16 protein-coding genes are annotated in these 17,622 nt (G+C 35.6%); 9 read left to right on the top strand and 7 right to left on the bottom strand.

Annotated features, from left to right (window positions below; translation table 11 throughout):
- Positions 1–3 precede the first annotated feature (3 nt).
- The 9 genes from ACHRV5_RS04170 to ACHRV5_RS04130 all read left to right on the top strand — a co-directional run bounded on the left by ACHRV5_RS04170 (position 4) and on the right by ACHRV5_RS04130 (position 8,479).
- Positions 4–1,080, top strand: a complete 1,077-nt coding sequence (locus tag ACHRV5_RS04170) for a peptidylprolyl isomerase (RefSeq protein ID WP_047775696.1) — start codon at positions 4–6, stop codon at positions 1,078–1,080.
- 27 nt (positions 1,081–1,107) lie between these two features.
- On the top strand, positions 1,108–2,247 hold the full coding sequence (locus tag ACHRV5_RS04165; RefSeq protein ID WP_395425883.1) for a peptidylprolyl isomerase: 1,140 nt from the start codon (positions 1,108–1,110) through the stop codon (positions 2,245–2,247).
- A 292-nt stretch (positions 2,248–2,539) separates the two neighbouring features.
- Complete coding sequence (locus tag ACHRV5_RS04160; protein ID WP_395425882.1) at positions 2,540–3,436, top strand: EamA family transporter; 897 nt, start codon at positions 2,540–2,542, stop codon at positions 3,434–3,436.
- Between the two features lie 84 nt (positions 3,437–3,520).
- Positions 3,521–3,877 (top strand): DoxX family protein, encoded by a 357-nt coding sequence (locus tag ACHRV5_RS04155; RefSeq protein WP_047775692.1) that lies wholly within the window; start codon positions 3,521–3,523, stop codon positions 3,875–3,877.
- 29 nt (positions 3,878–3,906) lie between these two features.
- A complete protein-coding gene (aqpZ, locus tag ACHRV5_RS04150; RefSeq protein WP_047775690.1) occupies positions 3,907–4,614 on the top strand; it encodes an aquaporin Z in 708 nt (235 codons plus the stop codon).
- Between the two features lie 44 nt (positions 4,615–4,658).
- Complete coding sequence (locus tag ACHRV5_RS04145; RefSeq protein ID WP_047775688.1) at positions 4,659–4,901, top strand: GlsB/YeaQ/YmgE family stress response membrane protein; 243 nt, start codon at positions 4,659–4,661, stop codon at positions 4,899–4,901.
- A 381-nt stretch (positions 4,902–5,282) separates the two neighbouring features.
- On the top strand, positions 5,283–6,110 hold the full coding sequence (locus ACHRV5_RS04140) for a sterol desaturase family protein (RefSeq protein WP_395425881.1): 828 nt from the start codon (positions 5,283–5,285) through the stop codon (positions 6,108–6,110).
- Between the two features lie 120 nt (positions 6,111–6,230).
- The gene (locus tag ACHRV5_RS04135; protein ID WP_047775685.1) at positions 6,231–6,509 is read left to right on the top strand and encodes a DUF2805 domain-containing protein; all 279 of its coding nucleotides are present in this window, start codon (positions 6,231–6,233) and stop codon (positions 6,507–6,509) included.
- Positions 6,510–6,619: 110 nt separating this feature from the next.
- Complete coding sequence (locus ACHRV5_RS04130) at positions 6,620–8,479, top strand: peptidase M61 (RefSeq protein ID WP_230005119.1); 1,860 nt, start codon at positions 6,620–6,622, stop codon at positions 8,477–8,479.
- Positions 8,480–8,765: 286 nt separating this feature from the next.
- On the opposite strand, the gene ACHRV5_RS04125 is transcribed toward ACHRV5_RS04130, so the two are convergent.
- From ACHRV5_RS04125 to ACHRV5_RS04095, 7 genes are all read right to left on the bottom strand, one after another.
- A complete protein-coding gene (locus ACHRV5_RS04125) occupies positions 8,766–9,080 on the bottom strand; it encodes a GIY-YIG nuclease family protein (RefSeq protein ID WP_047775682.1) in 315 nt (104 codons plus the stop codon).
- 488 nt (positions 9,081–9,568) lie between these two features.
- The gene (locus tag ACHRV5_RS04120; RefSeq protein WP_047775680.1) at positions 9,569–10,012 is read right to left on the bottom strand and encodes a hypothetical protein; all 444 of its coding nucleotides are present in this window, start codon (positions 10,010–10,012) and stop codon (positions 9,569–9,571) included.
- Positions 10,013–10,287: 275 nt separating this feature from the next.
- Positions 10,288–12,642: a GH92 family glycosyl hydrolase gene (locus tag ACHRV5_RS04115; protein WP_395425880.1), complete on the bottom strand. Its 2,355-nt coding sequence runs from the start codon at positions 12,640–12,642 to the stop codon at positions 10,288–10,290.
- Between the two features lie 662 nt (positions 12,643–13,304).
- Entirely contained in the window at positions 13,305–13,901 is a 597-nt protein-coding gene (locus tag ACHRV5_RS04110; RefSeq protein WP_395425879.1) for a GNAT family N-acetyltransferase, read from the bottom strand.
- Between the two features lie 50 nt (positions 13,902–13,951).
- Entirely contained in the window at positions 13,952–14,308 is a 357-nt protein-coding gene (locus ACHRV5_RS04105) for a hypothetical protein (RefSeq protein WP_230005116.1), read from the bottom strand.
- Between the two features lie 470 nt (positions 14,309–14,778).
- A complete protein-coding gene (locus ACHRV5_RS04100) occupies positions 14,779–15,957 on the bottom strand; it encodes an AIR synthase related protein (protein ID WP_395425878.1) in 1,179 nt (392 codons plus the stop codon).
- A gap of 156 nt (positions 15,958–16,113) precedes the next feature.
- Complete coding sequence (locus tag ACHRV5_RS04095) at positions 16,114–17,598, bottom strand: carboxypeptidase regulatory-like domain-containing protein (protein ID WP_395425877.1); 1,485 nt, start codon at positions 17,596–17,598, stop codon at positions 16,114–16,116.
- Between the last annotated feature and the right edge of the window lie 24 nt (positions 17,599–17,622).

Below are 17,622 nucleotides of genomic sequence, written 5' to 3'. Positions count from 1 at the left end.
AAAATGAAAAAGAGTATTTTAATATTACTATTAGCCGCTACCTCGTTTTATTCTTGTAAAGACAAACACAGTGACTTACCGGATGGTTTATACGCTGAAATTGAAACTAATAAAGGAAGCATTATTGTTGAGTTAGATTATAAAAAAGCACCTATAACGGTTGCCAATTTTGTAACGTTAGCAGAAGGCAAAAATGAATTTGTAACGGATGAAAACCTTAAAAAGAAACCATTTTTTAACGGATTAAAATTCCACCGTGTTATTGAGAATTTTATGATCCAGACCGGAGATCCTTTAGGAACAGGTTCTGGAGATACCGGATACAAATTTAAAGACGAGTTCACTGATTTAAAATTTGACAAAAGTGGTGTTTTGGCCATGGCAAATAATGGTCCGGGAACAAACAGCAGCCAATTTTTCATCACACATGTTGAAACGCCTTGGTTAGACGGAAAACATACTATTTTTGGTCATGTAGTGGACAAAGGAATGGATGTCGTTAATAAAGTAGTTCAAAACGATAACATCACCACTGTTACTATTATCAGAAATGGTGAAGCTGCAAAAAAGTTTGATGCTGTAAAAGTATTTCACGACTATTTTTCAGAAATAGCAAAAGAAAAAGGTAAATATGCAGAAGTTCAGAAAGAAAAAGTAGCTTATTATGCTTCTTTAAAACCAAAAGCTACCAAAACAAGCACAGGTTTAGAATATGTTATTACTGAAAAAGGAACGGGTAAAAAACCGGCGATCGGAACACAATTGTACATTCATTATGCAGGATTTTTAGAAGACGGAACTTTATTTGACAGTAGTATTGAAGAAGTTTGCAAAACTTTCGGAAAATTTGATGCTGCAAGAGCTGAAGCAAAAGGTTACCAGCCAATTCCATTTCAGGCAGGTCGTAAAGACGGTATGATTCCGGGATTTATTGAAGGAATCGAGAAACTTTCTTTTGGAGACAAAGCCGTTCTTTTTATTCCGGCACACTTAGCTTACGGAGAAGCCGGAGCTGGAGGAGTTATTCCACCAAATGCGAATATCATTTTTGAAGTTCAATTATTAGAGAAACCACAATAATTAACATAGACTTAAATTCTAAATACAATGAAATTTAAACTTCTATTCTTATTTTGCCTGGCAGTAGTCAATATTCAGGCACAAGCAACCAAAAAACCGGCTGCAAAACCGGCCGCAAAGACAACTACAACAAAAGTAGCTCCGAAAGCAGCAAATCCTGCTGAAGGAATTTTTGCAACAATTGCTACAACTAAAGGAACTATTGTTTTGTCTTTAGAGTATGTAAAAGCGCCTGTAACAGTAGCCAACTTTATCACTTTAGCTGAAGGAAAAAACCCTAATGTAAAAGTGGAAAAACTAAAAGGAAAGCCATTTTATGACGGATTAAAATTCCATAGAGTTATCAATGATTTTATGATTCAGGGTGGTGATCCGGACGGAAACGGTTCGGGAGGTCCTGGATTCTCTTTTAAAGATGAATTTGTACCAGATTTAAAATTTGAAAAAGGGGGTGTTTTAGCTATGGCCAATTCAGGTCCGGCTACCAACGGAAGTCAATTTTTTATCACACATAAAGACACACCTTGGTTGAATGGCAAACACACTATTTTTGGTCACGTAGTTTCAGGAATGGATGTTGTGAATAAAATTGTTCAGGACGATGTGATGACTAAAATTACCATTACACGTAAAGGTGCTGCTGCTAAGAAATTTGATGCTTTAAAAGTAATCAGTGATGATGCTAAAAAAGGAGAAGCTAAAAAAGCCGAAAGTCAAAAAGTGGTAACCGAAAAAGCAGCTTACTTTGCCGCTACTAAAGCTACTGCAACTGCAACGGTTTCGGGTTTAAAATATAAAATCACTCAAAAAGGTTCCGGAGTAAAATTAGCAGAAGGAAGTAATATCTATTTCCACTATGCAGGTTATTTTGAAGATGGAAATCTTTTTGACAGCAGCATTGCCAATGTAGCAAAAGCATATGGTAAATATGATGCGAACAGAGATGCACAAAAAGGATATCAAGCTTTTCCGTTTGCAGTTGGTAAAAAAGACGGAATGATTCCAGGTTTTATCGAAGCATTAGACATGATGACGGACGGAGAAAAAGCAATCTTCTTTCTTCCTTCTAATTTAGCCTATGGAGAAAAAGGTGCCGGAGGAGTGATTCCACCAAACGCAACTTTAGTTTTCGAAATCGAAACTTACAATACGCAACCTGTGAAATAAATATTTCAGACTTCGGTTGTTATATAAAAATTAAACCATCAGGAATTGTTTTCTGATGGTTTTTTTATTGGCTAAAACTTAAACCTTGTCTGCTAACATTTAACACATCTTCTTATCTCCTGCAAGCTCTTTTTTTCTCACCATCGCCATTTCAACGAACGAGAAATCATACTGAGAAAGAACTAGCCCCTGATACTTAAGGACTAACAAGTTTATCACAGTTTTAACATTAAATCCTAAACAAAATAGCTTACCTTTGCCGGCTTTAATTTTTTAAACTAAACAAGTCAGAATGTCACAAAACAATGTATTAAAAGGAGTATTTTTAGTTGCTTTAGGCGCTACAACTTTCGGAATGTTAGCCACTTTTGTAAAAATGGCCTATTCAGAAGGATATACCACAGCCGAGGTAACAACATCTCAATTTGTACTTGGAATTGCAGGGATTTTATTAATCAATGCCTTTCAGAAAATAAGAAATAAAAATCAAGTAGTAAAAGCTACTCCTAAAAATATCATTAGCTTAATGACAGCGGGAACTTCTCTGGGAATGACCAGTTTGTTCTACTACCTGGCTGTAAAATATATTCCGGTTTCAATTGGTATTGTTTTATTAATGCAAACCGTTTGGATGGGGGTTTTACTTGAAATGATTTTAGAGAAAAAATTACCTTCTAAACAAAAAGTGCTCGCCGTATTTATTGTACTGGTAGGAACGGTACTGGCAACCAATATCATTCAAAATGATGTAGTCCTTGATTGGAGAGGTATCGCCTGGGGGGTTATGGCTGCAGCTTCTTTTACGACAACAATGTTTACTGCTAATCGTGTTGCAACCGAAATTTCATCGGCACAACGTAGTTTGTACATGCTATTGGGTGGTGCTGTAATTGTGTTTTCTTTTGCTTTTTTTACTCAGGTAACGCCTTTTAACCTTGCAATTTTCCTAAAATGGGGAATTGTATTGTCATTATTCGGAACGATTATCCCGCCAATGCTTATGAATGCTGGTTTTCCACTAACAGGAATTGGTTTAGGAAGTATTGTTTCGGCACTTGAACTTCCTGTTTCAGTAATGATGGCTTACTTTTTACTGAATGAAAAAGTAATCTTTTTACAATGGGTTGGAATTGTCCTAATCATTCTGGCTATCATTATAATGAATGTAAATTTTAAAGGCAAAAAATAATCTATTTTATATAGTTCCAAAAAAAAGAGCTTAATAATACAATATTTGTTAATTTTTTTATAAATTCGTGATAAACAAGATATCATGAATTTACCTTGGCACTTATATTTAATGGCTTTTCTATATATAATTGCCGGAATTAATCATTTTAAAAACCCGGGAATGTACATCAGAATCATTCCCCCTTATTTTCAGAATCCCAAATTATTAAATAGTTTAAGTGGAGCTGCCGAAATTATTCTAGGTATCCTCCTCACCCTTCCTTTTTCGAGAGTTATTGCTGCTTGGGGAATTATAGCTTTGTTGATTGCTGTATTTCCTGCCAACTGGTATATGTTTCAAAAGAGCAAAAAGGGTTTTTCTTTGTTAAATATCATTCTATTAGTACGCTTGCCCTTACAAGTCGCATTGATTTTATGGGCGTATCTATATACCCGTTAACAACTAAATATTAATTAAAATTATTTACTATGAAAAAATTATTTGCAGAGTTCTTTGGAACTTATTGGCTAGTTTTTGGAGGTTGTGGTAGTGCAATTTTTGCAGCAGGAATTCCTGATTTAGGAATTGGTTTTGCCGGTGTAGCACTTGCTTTTGGTCTTACGGTTCTGACAATGGCTTACGCTGTCGGGCATATCTCAGGCGGACATTTTAATCCCGCTGTATCATTTGGTTTATGGGCCGGAGGCAGATTTCCTGCAAAAGACCTGATTCCCTATATCATTGCACAATGCGTTGGAGCTATAGCAGCCGCTGGTACTTTGTTTACTATTGCATCCGGAAAAGCGGGTTTTGCAATCGACAATACCAAAGCCGGAGCCTTTGCCTCAAACGGATTCGGAGCTTTTTCTCCTGATGGTTATTCTTTACAATCTGCCTTTATAGCTGAATTTGTTCTGACTTTATTTTTCCTATTAGTAATTTTGGGTGCTACAGATAAATTTGCCAACGGAAAATTCGCCGGAGTTGCAATTGGTTTGGCACTAACCTTAATTCATTTAATTAGTATTCCAATCACAAATACTTCTGTAAATCCTGCAAGATCTTTATCTCAGGCTGTTTTCACTGGTGGAGAACCATTATCACAAGTTTGGTTATTCTGGGTGGCGCCGATCTTAGGGGCTATAGTCGCAGGGTTTATATACAAAACCTTACTGCAGAATCACGACGAAGCGTAAAACGAAGATTCAAAATCAATTAATAACTTATAAAACATAAACTTATGGGCTTTTTATATTTTTTACTTATCGGAGCAATCTCAGGATGGCTAGCAGGTCAATTATGGAAAGGTGGTGGTTTTGGCCTTTTTGGTAATATTATTGTTGGAATAATTGGTGGAATCTTTGGCGGATGGCTGGCAGCTAAACTTGGCATTGGCGGTGGCGGGCTCTTATGGCAGATTATTATAGCCGCTGGAGGTGCATGGGTTTTGTTGTTTATTATCAGCCTCATAAAAAAATCATAATCCCGAAATAAGTAGGCATACAGTACTACTACAATCACATAAAAGAGAAAAGTGAAGTAACCCCTTCGCTTTTCTCTTTTTTTATGTTTAACTACTAACGAACATCATATAAAGCGACACAAATTCAAAAGTTACAGGAAGTAAAAATCCCGCAGCGTCGTAAAATCGCAACCTTTTTAATGAAATAGCAGAAAAAGAACTTTGAGACTCCATGACATTTCCAGAAACTCAAAGTGGAAAGCAAAAAGGTAAAGCTTAAAACTAAGTAGAAAAAACTTAGCGACTTGGCGACTTTGGGAGATCGTAAAGTCGAAACAATCACTTCTTTTGTCCCTATATTTCAATAAATTACTTAAATTTGATAAAATCCTTTATAGAATCATGAACGAAATAATAACCTATTTTAGCACGATTCCCTCTTCCCACCGAAGTTTAATTCTGATTGGAGGAATAACCCTTTTTTGGTTAATTGAGAATGCCTTTCCCCTATTTCAAATGAAATATAAAAAATGGAATCATGCAGGTCTCAATTTCTTTTTCACCTTTACGACGATTATTGTCAATTTTATTCTGGCTTTTATTTTGATTCAAACTGCCAATTGGACTACGGAACATCATTTTGGAATTTTAAATTGGCTACCCGAAATCCCGATCGCATTATACACCATTATCGGATTATTGCTTTTAGACTTAATTGGCGCTTATTTGGCCCATTTTGTACAGCACAAAGTAAAATTCATGTGGCGCTTTCACTTAATACATCACACCGATACCTGGATAGACACCACAAGTGCCAACAGACATCATCCCGGAGAAAGTGTCATCCGTTTTGTATTTACTACACTTGGGGTTTTACTGGTTGGAAGTCCGATGTGGATGGTGTTTTTGTACCAATCCTTATCCGTAATAGCTTCTCAGTTCAATCATGCCAATATTTCGCTGCCTGTAAAACTGGATGCTTTTTTAAGTTATTTTCTCGTTTCTCCCAATATGCATAAAGTACACCATCACTATGTTTTGCCTTATACAGACAGTAATTATGGAAATATATTCTCGATTTGGGACCGTCTTTTCGGGACTTTTACCTCACTTCCGAAAGAACACATCGTTTATGGCGTAGACACTCATATGGAGCCTGAAGAAAACAATAAATTAAAAAATCTACTTCATATTCCCTTTCAGGAATCCAGATCAGCAAAAAACAGTTAAAAACACAAAAAAAATATACTCGATCGAACCAACTAATTATTTTTTTTATTAATATTGATATATAAATTGAAAATCAATCTACTAATCATTAACCCCTATTTTTGAATTAATTTTCACGAGATGAAAAAGAGTAACCGCAAAGAATTGAATTGGGAGCAAACGGAAAAACTTGTTTCGTTAGCCCTGGAAGAAAAGAATCCATTTGAAATTATCAAAAAAGAATTTGGATTGGCAGAAAAAGAAGTACTGGAAATCTTGAAGAAGAAGATGCCTCTTGAAAAATTTGAGATGTGGAAAAAGAAAGCTTTAGCAAATAAACCGAAACCAAAACCCGTTAAAATTGATGATTTTGATGAAGATTTGGATGGCAAATATTATATAAAGAACAAACTAGACTAAAATAAAGCTCCTGTGAATCAGGAGTTTTTTTTATTTTTAAAAGTTTCCTGACAATTCTGTAACAATTTTACATTTTGTCAGTCCAACACAGATAACTAAACTCAAACATAATGAAAAAAATAATTTACACTTTAGCGCTCGCCATAACATTATGGAGCTGTAAAACCGGTACTTCTTCCGGAGCTGCAAAATCAAATACGGTCGACGTTAACATTAACCTTACAGATGTTAAAGACGATAAGGTTTTAGTAACCGTTACACCTCCACAAATCAAGACAGACGAGGTAATTTACAGTATTCCTAAAACAGTACCAGGAACTTATTCTACTGATAATTACGGTAAATATTCTGATGATTTCAAAGCTTTTGACGCTAAAGGAAATGCATTAACAGTAAAAAGAATTGACGATAATTCATGGTCAATCTCAAATGCTAAAACATTAAAAAAAATCACCTATTTAGTTGGTGATACTTTTGATACTGAAAAAGGAACCGGATTTGGTAATGACGATGTTTTCTCACCGGCCGGAACTAATATCAACGCGGGAGTGAACTTCATGGTCAATACACACGGTTTTGTTGGGTATTTTAAAGATAAGTTAGATGTTCCTTATAAAGTAACCATCACACATCCTGAAGCACTTTGGGGAGCAACGTCAATGACAGACGAAGATGCAAGCAAAACAAGTGATGTGTTTTCTACGCCACGTTATGCCGTTTTGGTTGAGAATCCGATTATGTATTCTAAACCGGATTACACTACGTTTAATGTAAACGGAATGGATATTTTGATCGCGGTATATTCTCCAACAGGAAAATTTACGGCTGAAAGTATCACTCCGGAAATGAAAACGATGATGACCGCTCAGAAGAACTTTTTAGGAAAAGTAAATGCTACAAAAAAATACACGGTTTTATTGTATTTATCAAGCATGGCTAAAGATGACGCTCATGGTTTTGGAGCTTTAGAGCATCCTACTGCTACGACTGTAGTTTTACCGGAATCTATGCCAAAAGAAAAGTTGGTAGAATCGATGAAAGATGTGGTTTCTCACGAGTTTTTTCATATCGTAACACCATTAACGATCCATTCAAAAGAAATTCAATATTTTGATTATAACGCACCAAAAATGTCTGAGCATTTATGGATGTACGAAGGGGTAACAGAATATTTTGCGAATCTTTTTCAAATCAATCAAGGTTTAATTGATGAAGCTGAATTCTACACTCGTATTGCTGATAAAATCGAACAAGCTAAACGTTTAAACGACACGATGTCTTTTACGGTAATGAGTGCGAATGTTTTAGAGCAACCTTATAAAGATCAATACCTAAATGTATATCAAAAAGGAGCTTTAATCGGTATGTGTATTGACATTATCATCAGAGAAAAAAGCAACGGAGAAAGAGGAATCCTTGATCTAATGCATAAATTATCTAATGAATACGGTATAGACAAACCGTTTAACGACAATGAACTTTTTGCAAAAATCACAGAATTGACGTACCCTGAAGTGGGTGAATTCCTGAAAACATATGTACAAGGTACTACTCCAATTCCTTATGACACTTATTTAGCTAAAGTTGGTGTAACAAAAGCAACAGAGAAAAAACCGGGCTCAATTTTCTTAAAAGGTCAAACGCCTTATATCACAATTGACAAACAAACCAAAGAGATTGCGGTTCGTTCGGATATTGAGCCAAATGATTTTTTCAAAAATCTAAACTTAAAAGGTGGTGATATCATTGTATCTGTAAACAATAAACCATACTCATTAACAAACATCTATGAGTTAATTACAGAAAGTGAAAACTGGAAAGAAAATGATGCTATCACGCTTCAAATTAAACGTGGTGGTGCAGCGCAAACTATAAAAGGAACTGTAAAATTACCATACGAAGAAACAGAAACTTTTAAAGCTACCGATGCTTCAAAAGAGAAACTTAAAAATGCTTGGTTAAAAGGATAATCTTTTTAATCTGAATACATGAAAACCGACAAGTGATTGTCGGTTTTTTTTATGAAAATATGTTTTATGGAAAAATTGCCATTCGAATAAAGAATCTTTACAAGTAACTCGACATTTTAAGAATGCACAACCTATTTTTTGAGAAGATTTCTAATATAGGTATGACCATTTAAGGCTACAAAACAAGAAAAAAAGACAAAGATTAACCGCAATCTTGTCATCCTGACGAAGGAAGGATCTTCGTAAGTAACTCCACAAAGAATTCAAATACAAAATCTCTACAGCACTAAACAAATAAATAATTCAAAAAATCCAAATCGGGATTAATTGTTTTAATCAGTTCCATTTTCTTATCCCTTCGCCAACCTTTTATTTCTTTTTCCCGACTAATCGCTTCTTGAATCCAAGTAAATTTTTCATAGTAAAGCAGAAACTCTACTTTGTATCTTGACGCAAAAGTTATTTTACCCGTTATGCAGTTTTCACTGTGCTGATGCAAACGAGTCTTTAAACTGTTGGTTACTCCAGTATATAAAACAGTCTTTGATTTGTTCGTAATTATATAAATGTAGTAAGTATGATATCCTTCTTGTAATTTCATAAAGCTAAAGTAGTAGTTTTAATTTGTTTTTGAAATAAAAAAGAAAGATTTTTCTTATTTAAATAATAAAAAAATATAATACACATCTATTTAAATAATACTTTGTGGAGTTACTTACGAAGATCCTTCCTTCGTCAAGGATGACAAGATTGTGGAAAAGGTTAGCGGAGTTTCTTGTGAGGATTCTTCGTTCCTCAAGAATGACAAGATTGTGGAAAAGGTTAGCGGAGTTTCTTGTGAGGATTCTTCGTTCCTCAGAATGACAAGATTGCGGAAAAGGCTAGCGGAGTTTCTTGTGAGGATTCTTCGTTCCTCAGAATGACAAGATTCTGGAAAAGGTTAGCGGAGTTTCTTGCGACGATTCTCCTATCACGAAAATGGCAAAAACGTCCATAGAACAACCGAATTCACGAGCTACATCTTTAGAATAACAACCTTCCCAAAAACAACAAAGGCTTTCAGTTTTACTAAAAGCCTTTGTTTTAAAATTATTTTTTTACCGGGAATTTCCAGTCAAATTCGTCTTTGTCGTTGATAATTGCTCCAACTTCAAATTTTACTACTTCATCAAATTCGGTTTGAAGAATAAACCAGTTGTCTTCGTTGAAGTAATTCTCGAAAGTATCAAAAGTTTCCTGATTGTATTTTGTGATTCCTTTTGTTGCCAAATCTTTCTTTACATCAGCAATTTTTCTTCCGATTAGTTTGAATCCAAAAACTTCTAAATCATTGGCTGAAGCTACTAAATAACCTAATCTCATGTCTTCTTCCTGATAAAAAGTCAGTCTGATTTTTTGGGCATTATATACGAAAATTACATTATCATCTTCATCATTGTAATTTTTATCCGGTTTTCCTAAAGCAGCCGTTACATCATTTTGCTTCATTCCGAAAAGCAATTTATCAATTCCCGATTTTAGATTTATTTTCATAGTGATTGTAATTTTATTTGAAAGGCAAATTTCGTGAAGTTTTTTGCAAACTCCATTATGTTTGTCTTTTTTGTTTGCAATGTTTTTTTAGCCACGAATTGCACTAATTTTCGCAAATTTCAATACCACCCGATTGTCAGGCTGAGCGAAGTCGAAGCCCTCTACGTTTTAAAAGCTCCCTTCGACTTCGCTCAGGGGGACATTAACTTATGAGGAAATCTGACAGGTTTTAAAAACCTGTCAGATTAAAAATTCTTCTTTATTAGTTTTGGTACTTACAACCCATAACTCTTATTAGGTTTACTACTCATATAAAAAGTGATTTTTCCTCCGTTAATTACATCTGAGTGTTTTAAGAAAGGTTTAGAAAGTAATTTTCCGTTTAGAAGAACTTTGCTCACAAACACATTTTTATCTGATTGGTTTACCGTTTCTACTTCGAAATTTTTACCGCTTTCCAGATTAAAAATTGCATTTTTTACTAATGGACTTCCTAAAGCATATTCGTCAGAACCGGGAGCAACAGGGTAAAATCCTAAGCTACTAAAAATATACCAGGCGCTCATTTGTCCGAAATCATCATTTCCTCCTAAACCGTCAGCTCCGTTACGGTACATTTTTTTCAAAATCATTCTAATTTTGTCTTGTGCCTTCCACGGTGAATTGGTCCAGTTGTACAGATAAACTACGTGGTGTGATGGCTCGTTTCCGTGAACATAATTCCCGATAATTCCTTCTCTTGTAATGTCTTCTGTATTTTCGAAATATTTCTCCGGCAGATGCATATTAAATAAAGAATCTAAACGAACCTTAAATTTATCATTACCCCCCATTAATTTTATCATTTCAGCCGGGTCGTGCGGTACATACAAACTGTAATTCCATGAATTTCCTTCAATAAAACCTTGTCCGTGTGTATCTAAAGGATCAAATTCTTTTTTGAAAGTTCCGTCATTTAATTTCGGGCGCATGAAACCTGTTTTGACATCATACACGTTTTTATAGTTTTTTGACCTTTCAATAAATTCATTATAGATTTCGGTTTTACCTAATTTTTTAGCGGCCTGAGCAATTGCCCAGTCGTCATAGGCATATTCTAAAGTTTTAGAAACCGAAGCTCCGTTTTTGTCTTCCGGAACGTACCCTTTTTTCATATAAAATTCTAAACCGTCGTAATAAGGAACTTTAGCGGTATTCACACAAGCCTGAAGTGCCTTTTCGGGATCAAAATTGGTATTTCCTTTTACAATAGCATCTGCAATTACCGAAACGGAATGATAACCGATCATACACCAATTTTCGTTGGCATAATGCGACCAGATCGGAAGCATTTTATGTACACTTTGATCTGAATGTGCCAGCATAGAACTGATCATATCTGAATTTCTTGCCGGTTGTACAATATTAAACAACGGGTGCAAAGCTCTATAGGTATCCCATAAAGAATAACTGGTATAATTACGAAAATTATCGGCTTTGTGTACATTCATATCCAAACCTTTGTACGTACCATCAAGATCCATGTATTCTGTTGGCCCTAAGAAAGAATGGTACATCGCGGTATAAAAATTAACCAGATCTTCTTTTTGAAGGGCTTCGATTTGAATTTTATTCAACTCTTTGTTCCAAACTTCCTGACTTTGTTTTTTAACACGTTCGAAATCCCAGTCCGGAATTTCTTTCTTCATGTTTTCAAGAGCACCAGCGGAACTCACAGGAGATAAAGCCTTTTTAATTTTGATTTTTTCGCCTTCCTGAGTATCAAAATCAAAAAACAATTTCAGGTCACGTCCGGCCATTTCAGGAAAATTCTTTGTTTGATCAAATCTTCCCCAAAAACCTCTGTACACGCTTTTTTCAAGAGCACCTTGTCCGTAACTCTTAATAGGTTTGCTGAAAGACATGGCAAAATAAACCGTTCTGGTTCTTGCCCACCCGCTTGTTTGGCGATATCCTGTTATTAAAGTATCGTTTTCTACGCGAACAAAAGTCCAAACATTCTTTTTATCATAGTTGTAAATCCCTGAAGTTAGATCGAGAATAATATGTGCCTCATCTGACTTAGGGAAAGTATACTGATGCATTCCAACACGCGTTGTAGCCGTGAGTTCTGCTTTGATTTTATGATCTTCCAGAAGAACACTGTAATAGGCCGCTTCTGCTTTTTCCGTTGCATGCGAAAAGGCAGATCGATAGCCAGACAAAGGCTTGGAAGCTGTTCCGGGATTCAATTGCAATTTTCCGGTTGTCGGCATGATTAAAAAATCTCCTAAATCAGAGTGACCTGTTCCACTAAAATGAGTGTGGCTGAAACCTACAATTGTTTTGTCTTCGTATTGGTACCCGGCACAATATTTATAAACTTCGCCATTGTATTTCCCGTTTGAAGCGTAAGCAATTGTATCGGTTTCGGGACTTAACTGTACACTTCCAAACGGAACTGTGGCACCCGGATAGGTATGCCCCATTTTGGCTGTCCCAATCATTGGATCAACATACTGAATCAGATCTTTTAAATCTGTCTTTTTTTTCTGTGCTTCGATAGTGTAAGAACCTGCGATCATCAAAAATGATGATAACAAAAGGGTTTTACGATACTTCACCGCTTTTAAAATGCTTGGTTTAATCATTCTTTTGGTTTTATTATTCGTTAGAAAGTTAATACTCCTCCATAGAGGTTGTTTGTGCATATATTCGAAATATTAATTAGAGTCACTTTCAATAAAGAATTAATTAATCGACCGGTTCCTAAAATGCGATTACAGCACTCTATTTTACGCCCAAAAACCAATTAATTAACCTACTGAAAATCAATTACAAAATCGATTTAGTAACTCCGTCTTAAAGTTTTAATTTTCGGGTAGAAAAATACAATAAAATTGGTTTCTAAAAAATTAAAATGACTGTAAATTAAATCCCTTTTAAATATCTTGGTTTAGCATCAAGTGAAATAGTAAGAGTTAGGTAGTTTTTTTTCGCTACGAATTGCACCAATTTGCACTAATTTCTTTGTAAGCTACAGCATTGGCCAAATCATATTAATCCTTTAATCAGTGGCAAAAAATTTCCCACAAAGAATATCAATAATTAATTCGTGAAAATTCGTGCAATTCGTGTCCAGCCTTTTTTCGCCACGAATTGCACCAATTTTCACTAATTTCTTTGTGAACTGTAGCATTGGCTAAATCATTCTAATCCTTTAATCAGTGGCAAAAAATTTCCCACAAAGAATCTCAATAATTAATTCGTGAAAATTCGTGTAATTCGTGTTCAACTTTAATTGCACCTAAAATTACAATTTTTGCTTTAGATTTTCTTTTACCTCATCAAACCATTCGTTTCTTAGAATACTCAAAACAATAGAATCACGACGGATTTCACTATTAGCTGTTGGCATGTGGCTGCGTAAAACACCTTCGACTTTACAGCCGATACTTTTCATGGCGGCAATACTTCTTTGGTTATTATTATCGGCACGAAATTCAACGCGTTCCATCCCCAGCGTTTCGAAAGCGAATTGTAGTAGTAAAAATTTGCAGTGTTTGTTAAGTCCTGTTCCTCTAAAAGCAGAACCGTACCAGGTATATCCTAATTGCAGGGTTTTATAGTCCAGACTCATATCGTAAAAACGAGTTGAACCTGCATATTTCTGAGATTTTTTATCGAAAACAATAAAGGGAAATTCCTTTTGATTTTCTCTTGCTTTTATAGCTGACTGAATATAGTTAATCAGATTTTCTTTCCCATCGGCACCTACCAAAGAATATTTCCAGGTTTCAGGTTCATTAATAGAAATTTCCAATAGATTTTCTACATCAGATTCCTGTAGCGGACGCAGTAGAACGGAGTCGTCTTCGAGTATTATGGTGGAGGTAAAACTAAAATTCATTGCAGTATTTATTTTAGAAAATCGTTCTTTTTTAATTTAATGAAATCCGATTACTCACTCATTTCATCATAACGTTCCGGTACTTGTGGGTCGTACAACGGACATTTGAATTCTTCCATCAGGCTTACCAACTGATTCATTGTTTTGCCTTCGGTTCCGTAACAATCGATTCGTACGCTTTGTGGAGTGGTGATTACTTGAAATGCTCCTTTTCCTTTTGGATTTTTCCAACTGTTTTCATCGACTTTTTCCCATTGAGAAAATACCGATTTGATTCGGTTCATAATTACATCTACCGGAAGTTTTTCAAGTCCATTTACCTCTTCGTTCTCCACAAGAGCTTCATAAACTTCATGATGGTTCAGGTAAATTTCGTCTAAATATCTCCAAAAAAGTAATTCGTACATAATCTAGTGTTTTTTTTTAACCATATAAGTTATGTAAGTTCATTTAAATTGTTGGCGTTGTGCCTGGATGAACTTACATAGCTTATTGGATTAGTATTTTTTTTTAGCTCCTGTAGAAGCGTAACTGTTTAATTAGAAAGTTCTCGGTCTCAGTCTCAGTCTCAGTTTTCAGTCTCAACTGTGCTAACAAATCTCAGAAACTTAGCAACTTTGTAACTCAGAACCTTTACAAAAGTTTGCAGTCTCAGTTTTCAGTCTCATCTTTGCGAACAAATCTCAGAAACTTAGAAACTTTGCAACTCAGAACCTTTACAAAAGTTCGCAGTCTCAGTTTTCAGTCTCATCTGTGCGAACAAATCTCAGAAACTTAGAAACTTTGCAACTCAGAACCTTTATAAAAGTTTTCAGTCTCATCTTTGTGAACAAATCTCAGAAACTTAGCAACTTTGCAACTCAGAACCTTAAAAAAATTAATATTCGAAAGTACCGTACTCGCTGGTGATCGTCAATTTTTTAGCATCAGCAGCTTCTACTCTACCTACAATTTGAGCTTCTACATTGAATTCTTTTGAAATCGCGATGATATCCTGTGCGATGTCTTCCGGTACATAGATTTCCATACGGTGACCGCAATTGAAAACCTGATACATTTCTTTCCAGTCTGTTTTTGATTGCTCCTGAATTAACTTGAACAATGGTGGAACCGGAAATAAATTGTCTTTTATAATGTGTAAATTCTGAACGAAATGTAAAATTTTAGTTTGTGCTCCACCACTGCAATGCACCATTCCGTGAATTTCGTTTGGTGTATAGGTGTCTAAAATTCTCTTGATAATCGGCGCGTAAGTTCTTGTTGGAGAAAGTACCAACTGACCTGCGTTTATCGGGCTGTTTTCTACTTCATCCGTTAAGTTAACCTGTCCGGAATAAATTAATTCTTCGGGAACTGCAGCATCGTAACTTTCCGGATATTTGGCAGCCAAATATTTCCCGAAAACATCGTGACGCGCAGAAGTAAGTCCGTTACTTCCCATACCGCCATTGTAACTTTTCTCGTAAGTGGCCTGACCAAAAGAAGCCAAACCAACAATTACGTCTCCTGCTTTGATGTTTGCATTATCAACAACATCACTGCGTTTCATACGTGCCGTTACGGTAGAATCTACAATAATGGTACGAACAACATCACCAACATCTGCGGTTTCTCCACCTGTTGAATGAATGGTTACGCCAAAAGATTTTAATTCGTTGATCAATTCTTCTGTTCCGTTGATAATCGCTGAAAGCACTTCACCGGGGATTAAGTTTTTGTTTCTTCCAATTGTGGAAGAAAGTAAAATATTATCGGTTGCACCAACACATAATAAATCATCTATGTTCATGATTAAAGCGTCCTGAGCAATTCCTTTCCAAACCGAAATATCTCCTGTTTCTTTCCAATACATATAGGCCAAAGACGATTTTGTACCGGCTCCGTCTGCGTGCATGATTAGGCAATAGTCTGAATCCTGGGTTAAATAATCAGGAACAATTTTACAAAATGCTTGTGGAAATAAACCTTTATCAATATTTTTTATGGCGTTGTGTACGTCTTCTTTTGATGCCGAAACACCTCTTTGTGCGTACCTTTTGCTAGAATCTGAACTCATGAAAATTAGTTTGTGTTGATGTGGTGCAAAGATAATCAGTTTTTTTAATTCTTTGGTTGATTCAATTGTTTGATTCGCAAAAAAATTCGGCATGTTTTTAGGCAATGCCGAATTCTGCTATTAAATCTGGTTTTGAAACTTTTAGCATTCCTTAAATCATTCCCAATCGGACATCGAACTTCCCGAAAACAATAGCTGTCTGGAATTGGCAATACCGATACTGGTTTTTAAAATATTTTTGGCTGAAATACCATCATTAGACGTGTTCGTGAAAATTAATTCGGATTCATTAGGCGAATAGCGAACGTCTAAATCATTTGTTCCTGATGTCTTCTCCGTTACAATCTGGGTCGAAGTCGACGTTAGAAAACTATATTCAAAAATTCTGGTATCTAACTGTCGGTACGTTGAATTTTCAAATCCTGAAACATCTTTGGTATAAACGAGCTTTTGTCCGGTAACTGAAAAATTCACACTGCCCAACGCTCCGTCTTCTCCCGAAGTAATTGATGTTGTTAGTACTCCAGACAAATTAATGACATAAATTTCAGCACCATAACCATCTGAATCATTTACTTTCAAAGCAATTTTCTTTCCATCAGCACTCCAATCACATTCTGATATAAACTTACCTGTTGGTGTTTGGTATATTTTTGTGAGACCACTTCCGTCACTGCTTATTTTGTACAATTTATCAAAGTTGGGGTAAATCAGTTCACTACCGGAAGTATTCCAAGAGAAACCTATATAATTTGAATTGAAACCCGCAATTGGAACCGAACTGGTTACTTTTTTTGCTCCTGTTCCGTCTAAATTCATCGTATAAATATCATTTTGAGAGCCATTTGTTGCGATGTAAGCGATTTTATTGGCCTGATTATTTCTCCTTGGACGCCAGCTGTTTTTATCAGAACTTGTTAGTTGGTATTGTTTCCCGGTATCATCGGCTGCATAAATTACATTATTATCGTTTACCTTTTTAACCAATAAATAGCGTGCCGTTGGAAATGCCATTGTTGTAAAACTACTTAGAGCACTTAAAACGGGGGTATTTACACCATCTGTTACCTCAACCTGCCAATAGTATTTTACACCGTAGAGCAGATCAGTCAAGGTTAGTTTTTTCTCTTTTACGGCGTCATAGACTTTTACGTCACTGTTTTTATTGTTCCTTACTGTTATTTTAAAAGTCAGTTCGTCTGCATCGGGATCGGTTACGGTCCAAGTCAAATCTAATGGAATCACCTGCCCCGTACTATTATCTGTCGGTGCTGCCAATACCGGAACGGTTGGCGGTTTGTTGTTTGCTGTTGATTTTTTAAGTTCGAATACAATTTCTGCCGCTTTATTAGCTCCAACCGTCACAGCTTCAAACTTGGCAATATACCCGTCTTTTTGAGCCTGAAAAGAATATTCACCCACTTTGACGTTTGGAATAGTAAATTTTCCATCAGCACCTGTAAATACAATACTGGAAGTTGGACTCGAAAATACTTTTACGTTTTCCATAGGGGTAAAAGTATCTGCTGAAACTACTCTTCCTGAAACCGTTCCAAACTGAGATTCGTCTATTTTTTCTTCACTGCATGCCGTCAAAAACAATAAAAAAAGTACGCTTGCTATTTTGTATAAATACTTCATTATTCATTTGTTTTTAAGTTTAAA

The organism is Flavobacterium sp. FlaQc-52 (assembly GCF_044007495.1).
GTDB classification, from domain to species: domain Bacteria; phylum Bacteroidota; class Bacteroidia; order Flavobacteriales; family Flavobacteriaceae; genus Flavobacterium; species Flavobacterium cupriresistens.
This window is presented reverse-complemented; position numbering and strand designations above follow the sequence as displayed.

Bases quoted from the DNA above. Each gene is read 5' to 3' on its own strand.
- ACHRV5_RS04170 (WP_047775696.1), top strand. From the start codon at position 4: ATGAAAAAGAGTATTTTAATATTACTATTAGCCGCTACCTCGTTTTAT.
- ACHRV5_RS04165 (WP_395425883.1), top strand. From the start codon at position 1,108: ATGAAATTTAAACTTCTATTCTTATTTTGCCTGGCAGTAGTCAATATT.
- ACHRV5_RS04160 (WP_395425882.1), top strand. From the start codon at position 2,540: ATGTCACAAAACAATGTATTAAAAGGAGTATTTTTAGTTGCTTTAGGC.
- ACHRV5_RS04155 (WP_047775692.1), top strand. From the start codon at position 3,521: ATGAATTTACCTTGGCACTTATATTTAATGGCTTTTCTATATATAATT.
- aqpZ (WP_047775690.1), top strand. From the start codon at position 3,907: ATGAAAAAATTATTTGCAGAGTTCTTTGGAACTTATTGGCTAGTTTTT.
- ACHRV5_RS04145 (WP_047775688.1), top strand. From the start codon at position 4,659: ATGGGCTTTTTATATTTTTTACTTATCGGAGCAATCTCAGGATGGCTA.
- ACHRV5_RS04140 (WP_395425881.1), top strand. From the start codon at position 5,283: ATGAACGAAATAATAACCTATTTTAGCACGATTCCCTCTTCCCACCGA.
- ACHRV5_RS04135 (WP_047775685.1), top strand. From the start codon at position 6,231: ATGAAAAAGAGTAACCGCAAAGAATTGAATTGGGAGCAAACGGAAAAA.
- ACHRV5_RS04130 (WP_230005119.1), top strand. From the start codon at position 6,620: ATGAAAAAAATAATTTACACTTTAGCGCTCGCCATAACATTATGGAGC.
- ACHRV5_RS04125 (WP_047775682.1), bottom strand. From the start codon at position 9,080: ATGAAATTACAAGAAGGATATCATACTTACTACATTTATATAATTACG.
- ACHRV5_RS04120 (WP_047775680.1), bottom strand. From the start codon at position 10,012: ATGAAAATAAATCTAAAATCGGGAATTGATAAATTGCTTTTCGGAATG.
- ACHRV5_RS04115 (WP_395425880.1), bottom strand. From the start codon at position 12,642: ATGATTAAACCAAGCATTTTAAAAGCGGTGAAGTATCGTAAAACCCTT.
- ACHRV5_RS04110 (WP_395425879.1), bottom strand. From the start codon at position 13,901: ATGAATTTTAGTTTTACCTCCACCATAATACTCGAAGACGACTCCGTT.
- ACHRV5_RS04105 (WP_230005116.1), bottom strand. From the start codon at position 14,308: ATGTACGAATTACTTTTTTGGAGATATTTAGACGAAATTTACCTGAAC.
- ACHRV5_RS04100 (WP_395425878.1), bottom strand. From the start codon at position 15,957: ATGAGTTCAGATTCTAGCAAAAGGTACGCACAAAGAGGTGTTTCGGCA.
- ACHRV5_RS04095 (WP_395425877.1), bottom strand. From the start codon at position 17,598: ATGAAGTATTTATACAAAATAGCAAGCGTACTTTTTTTATTGTTTTTG.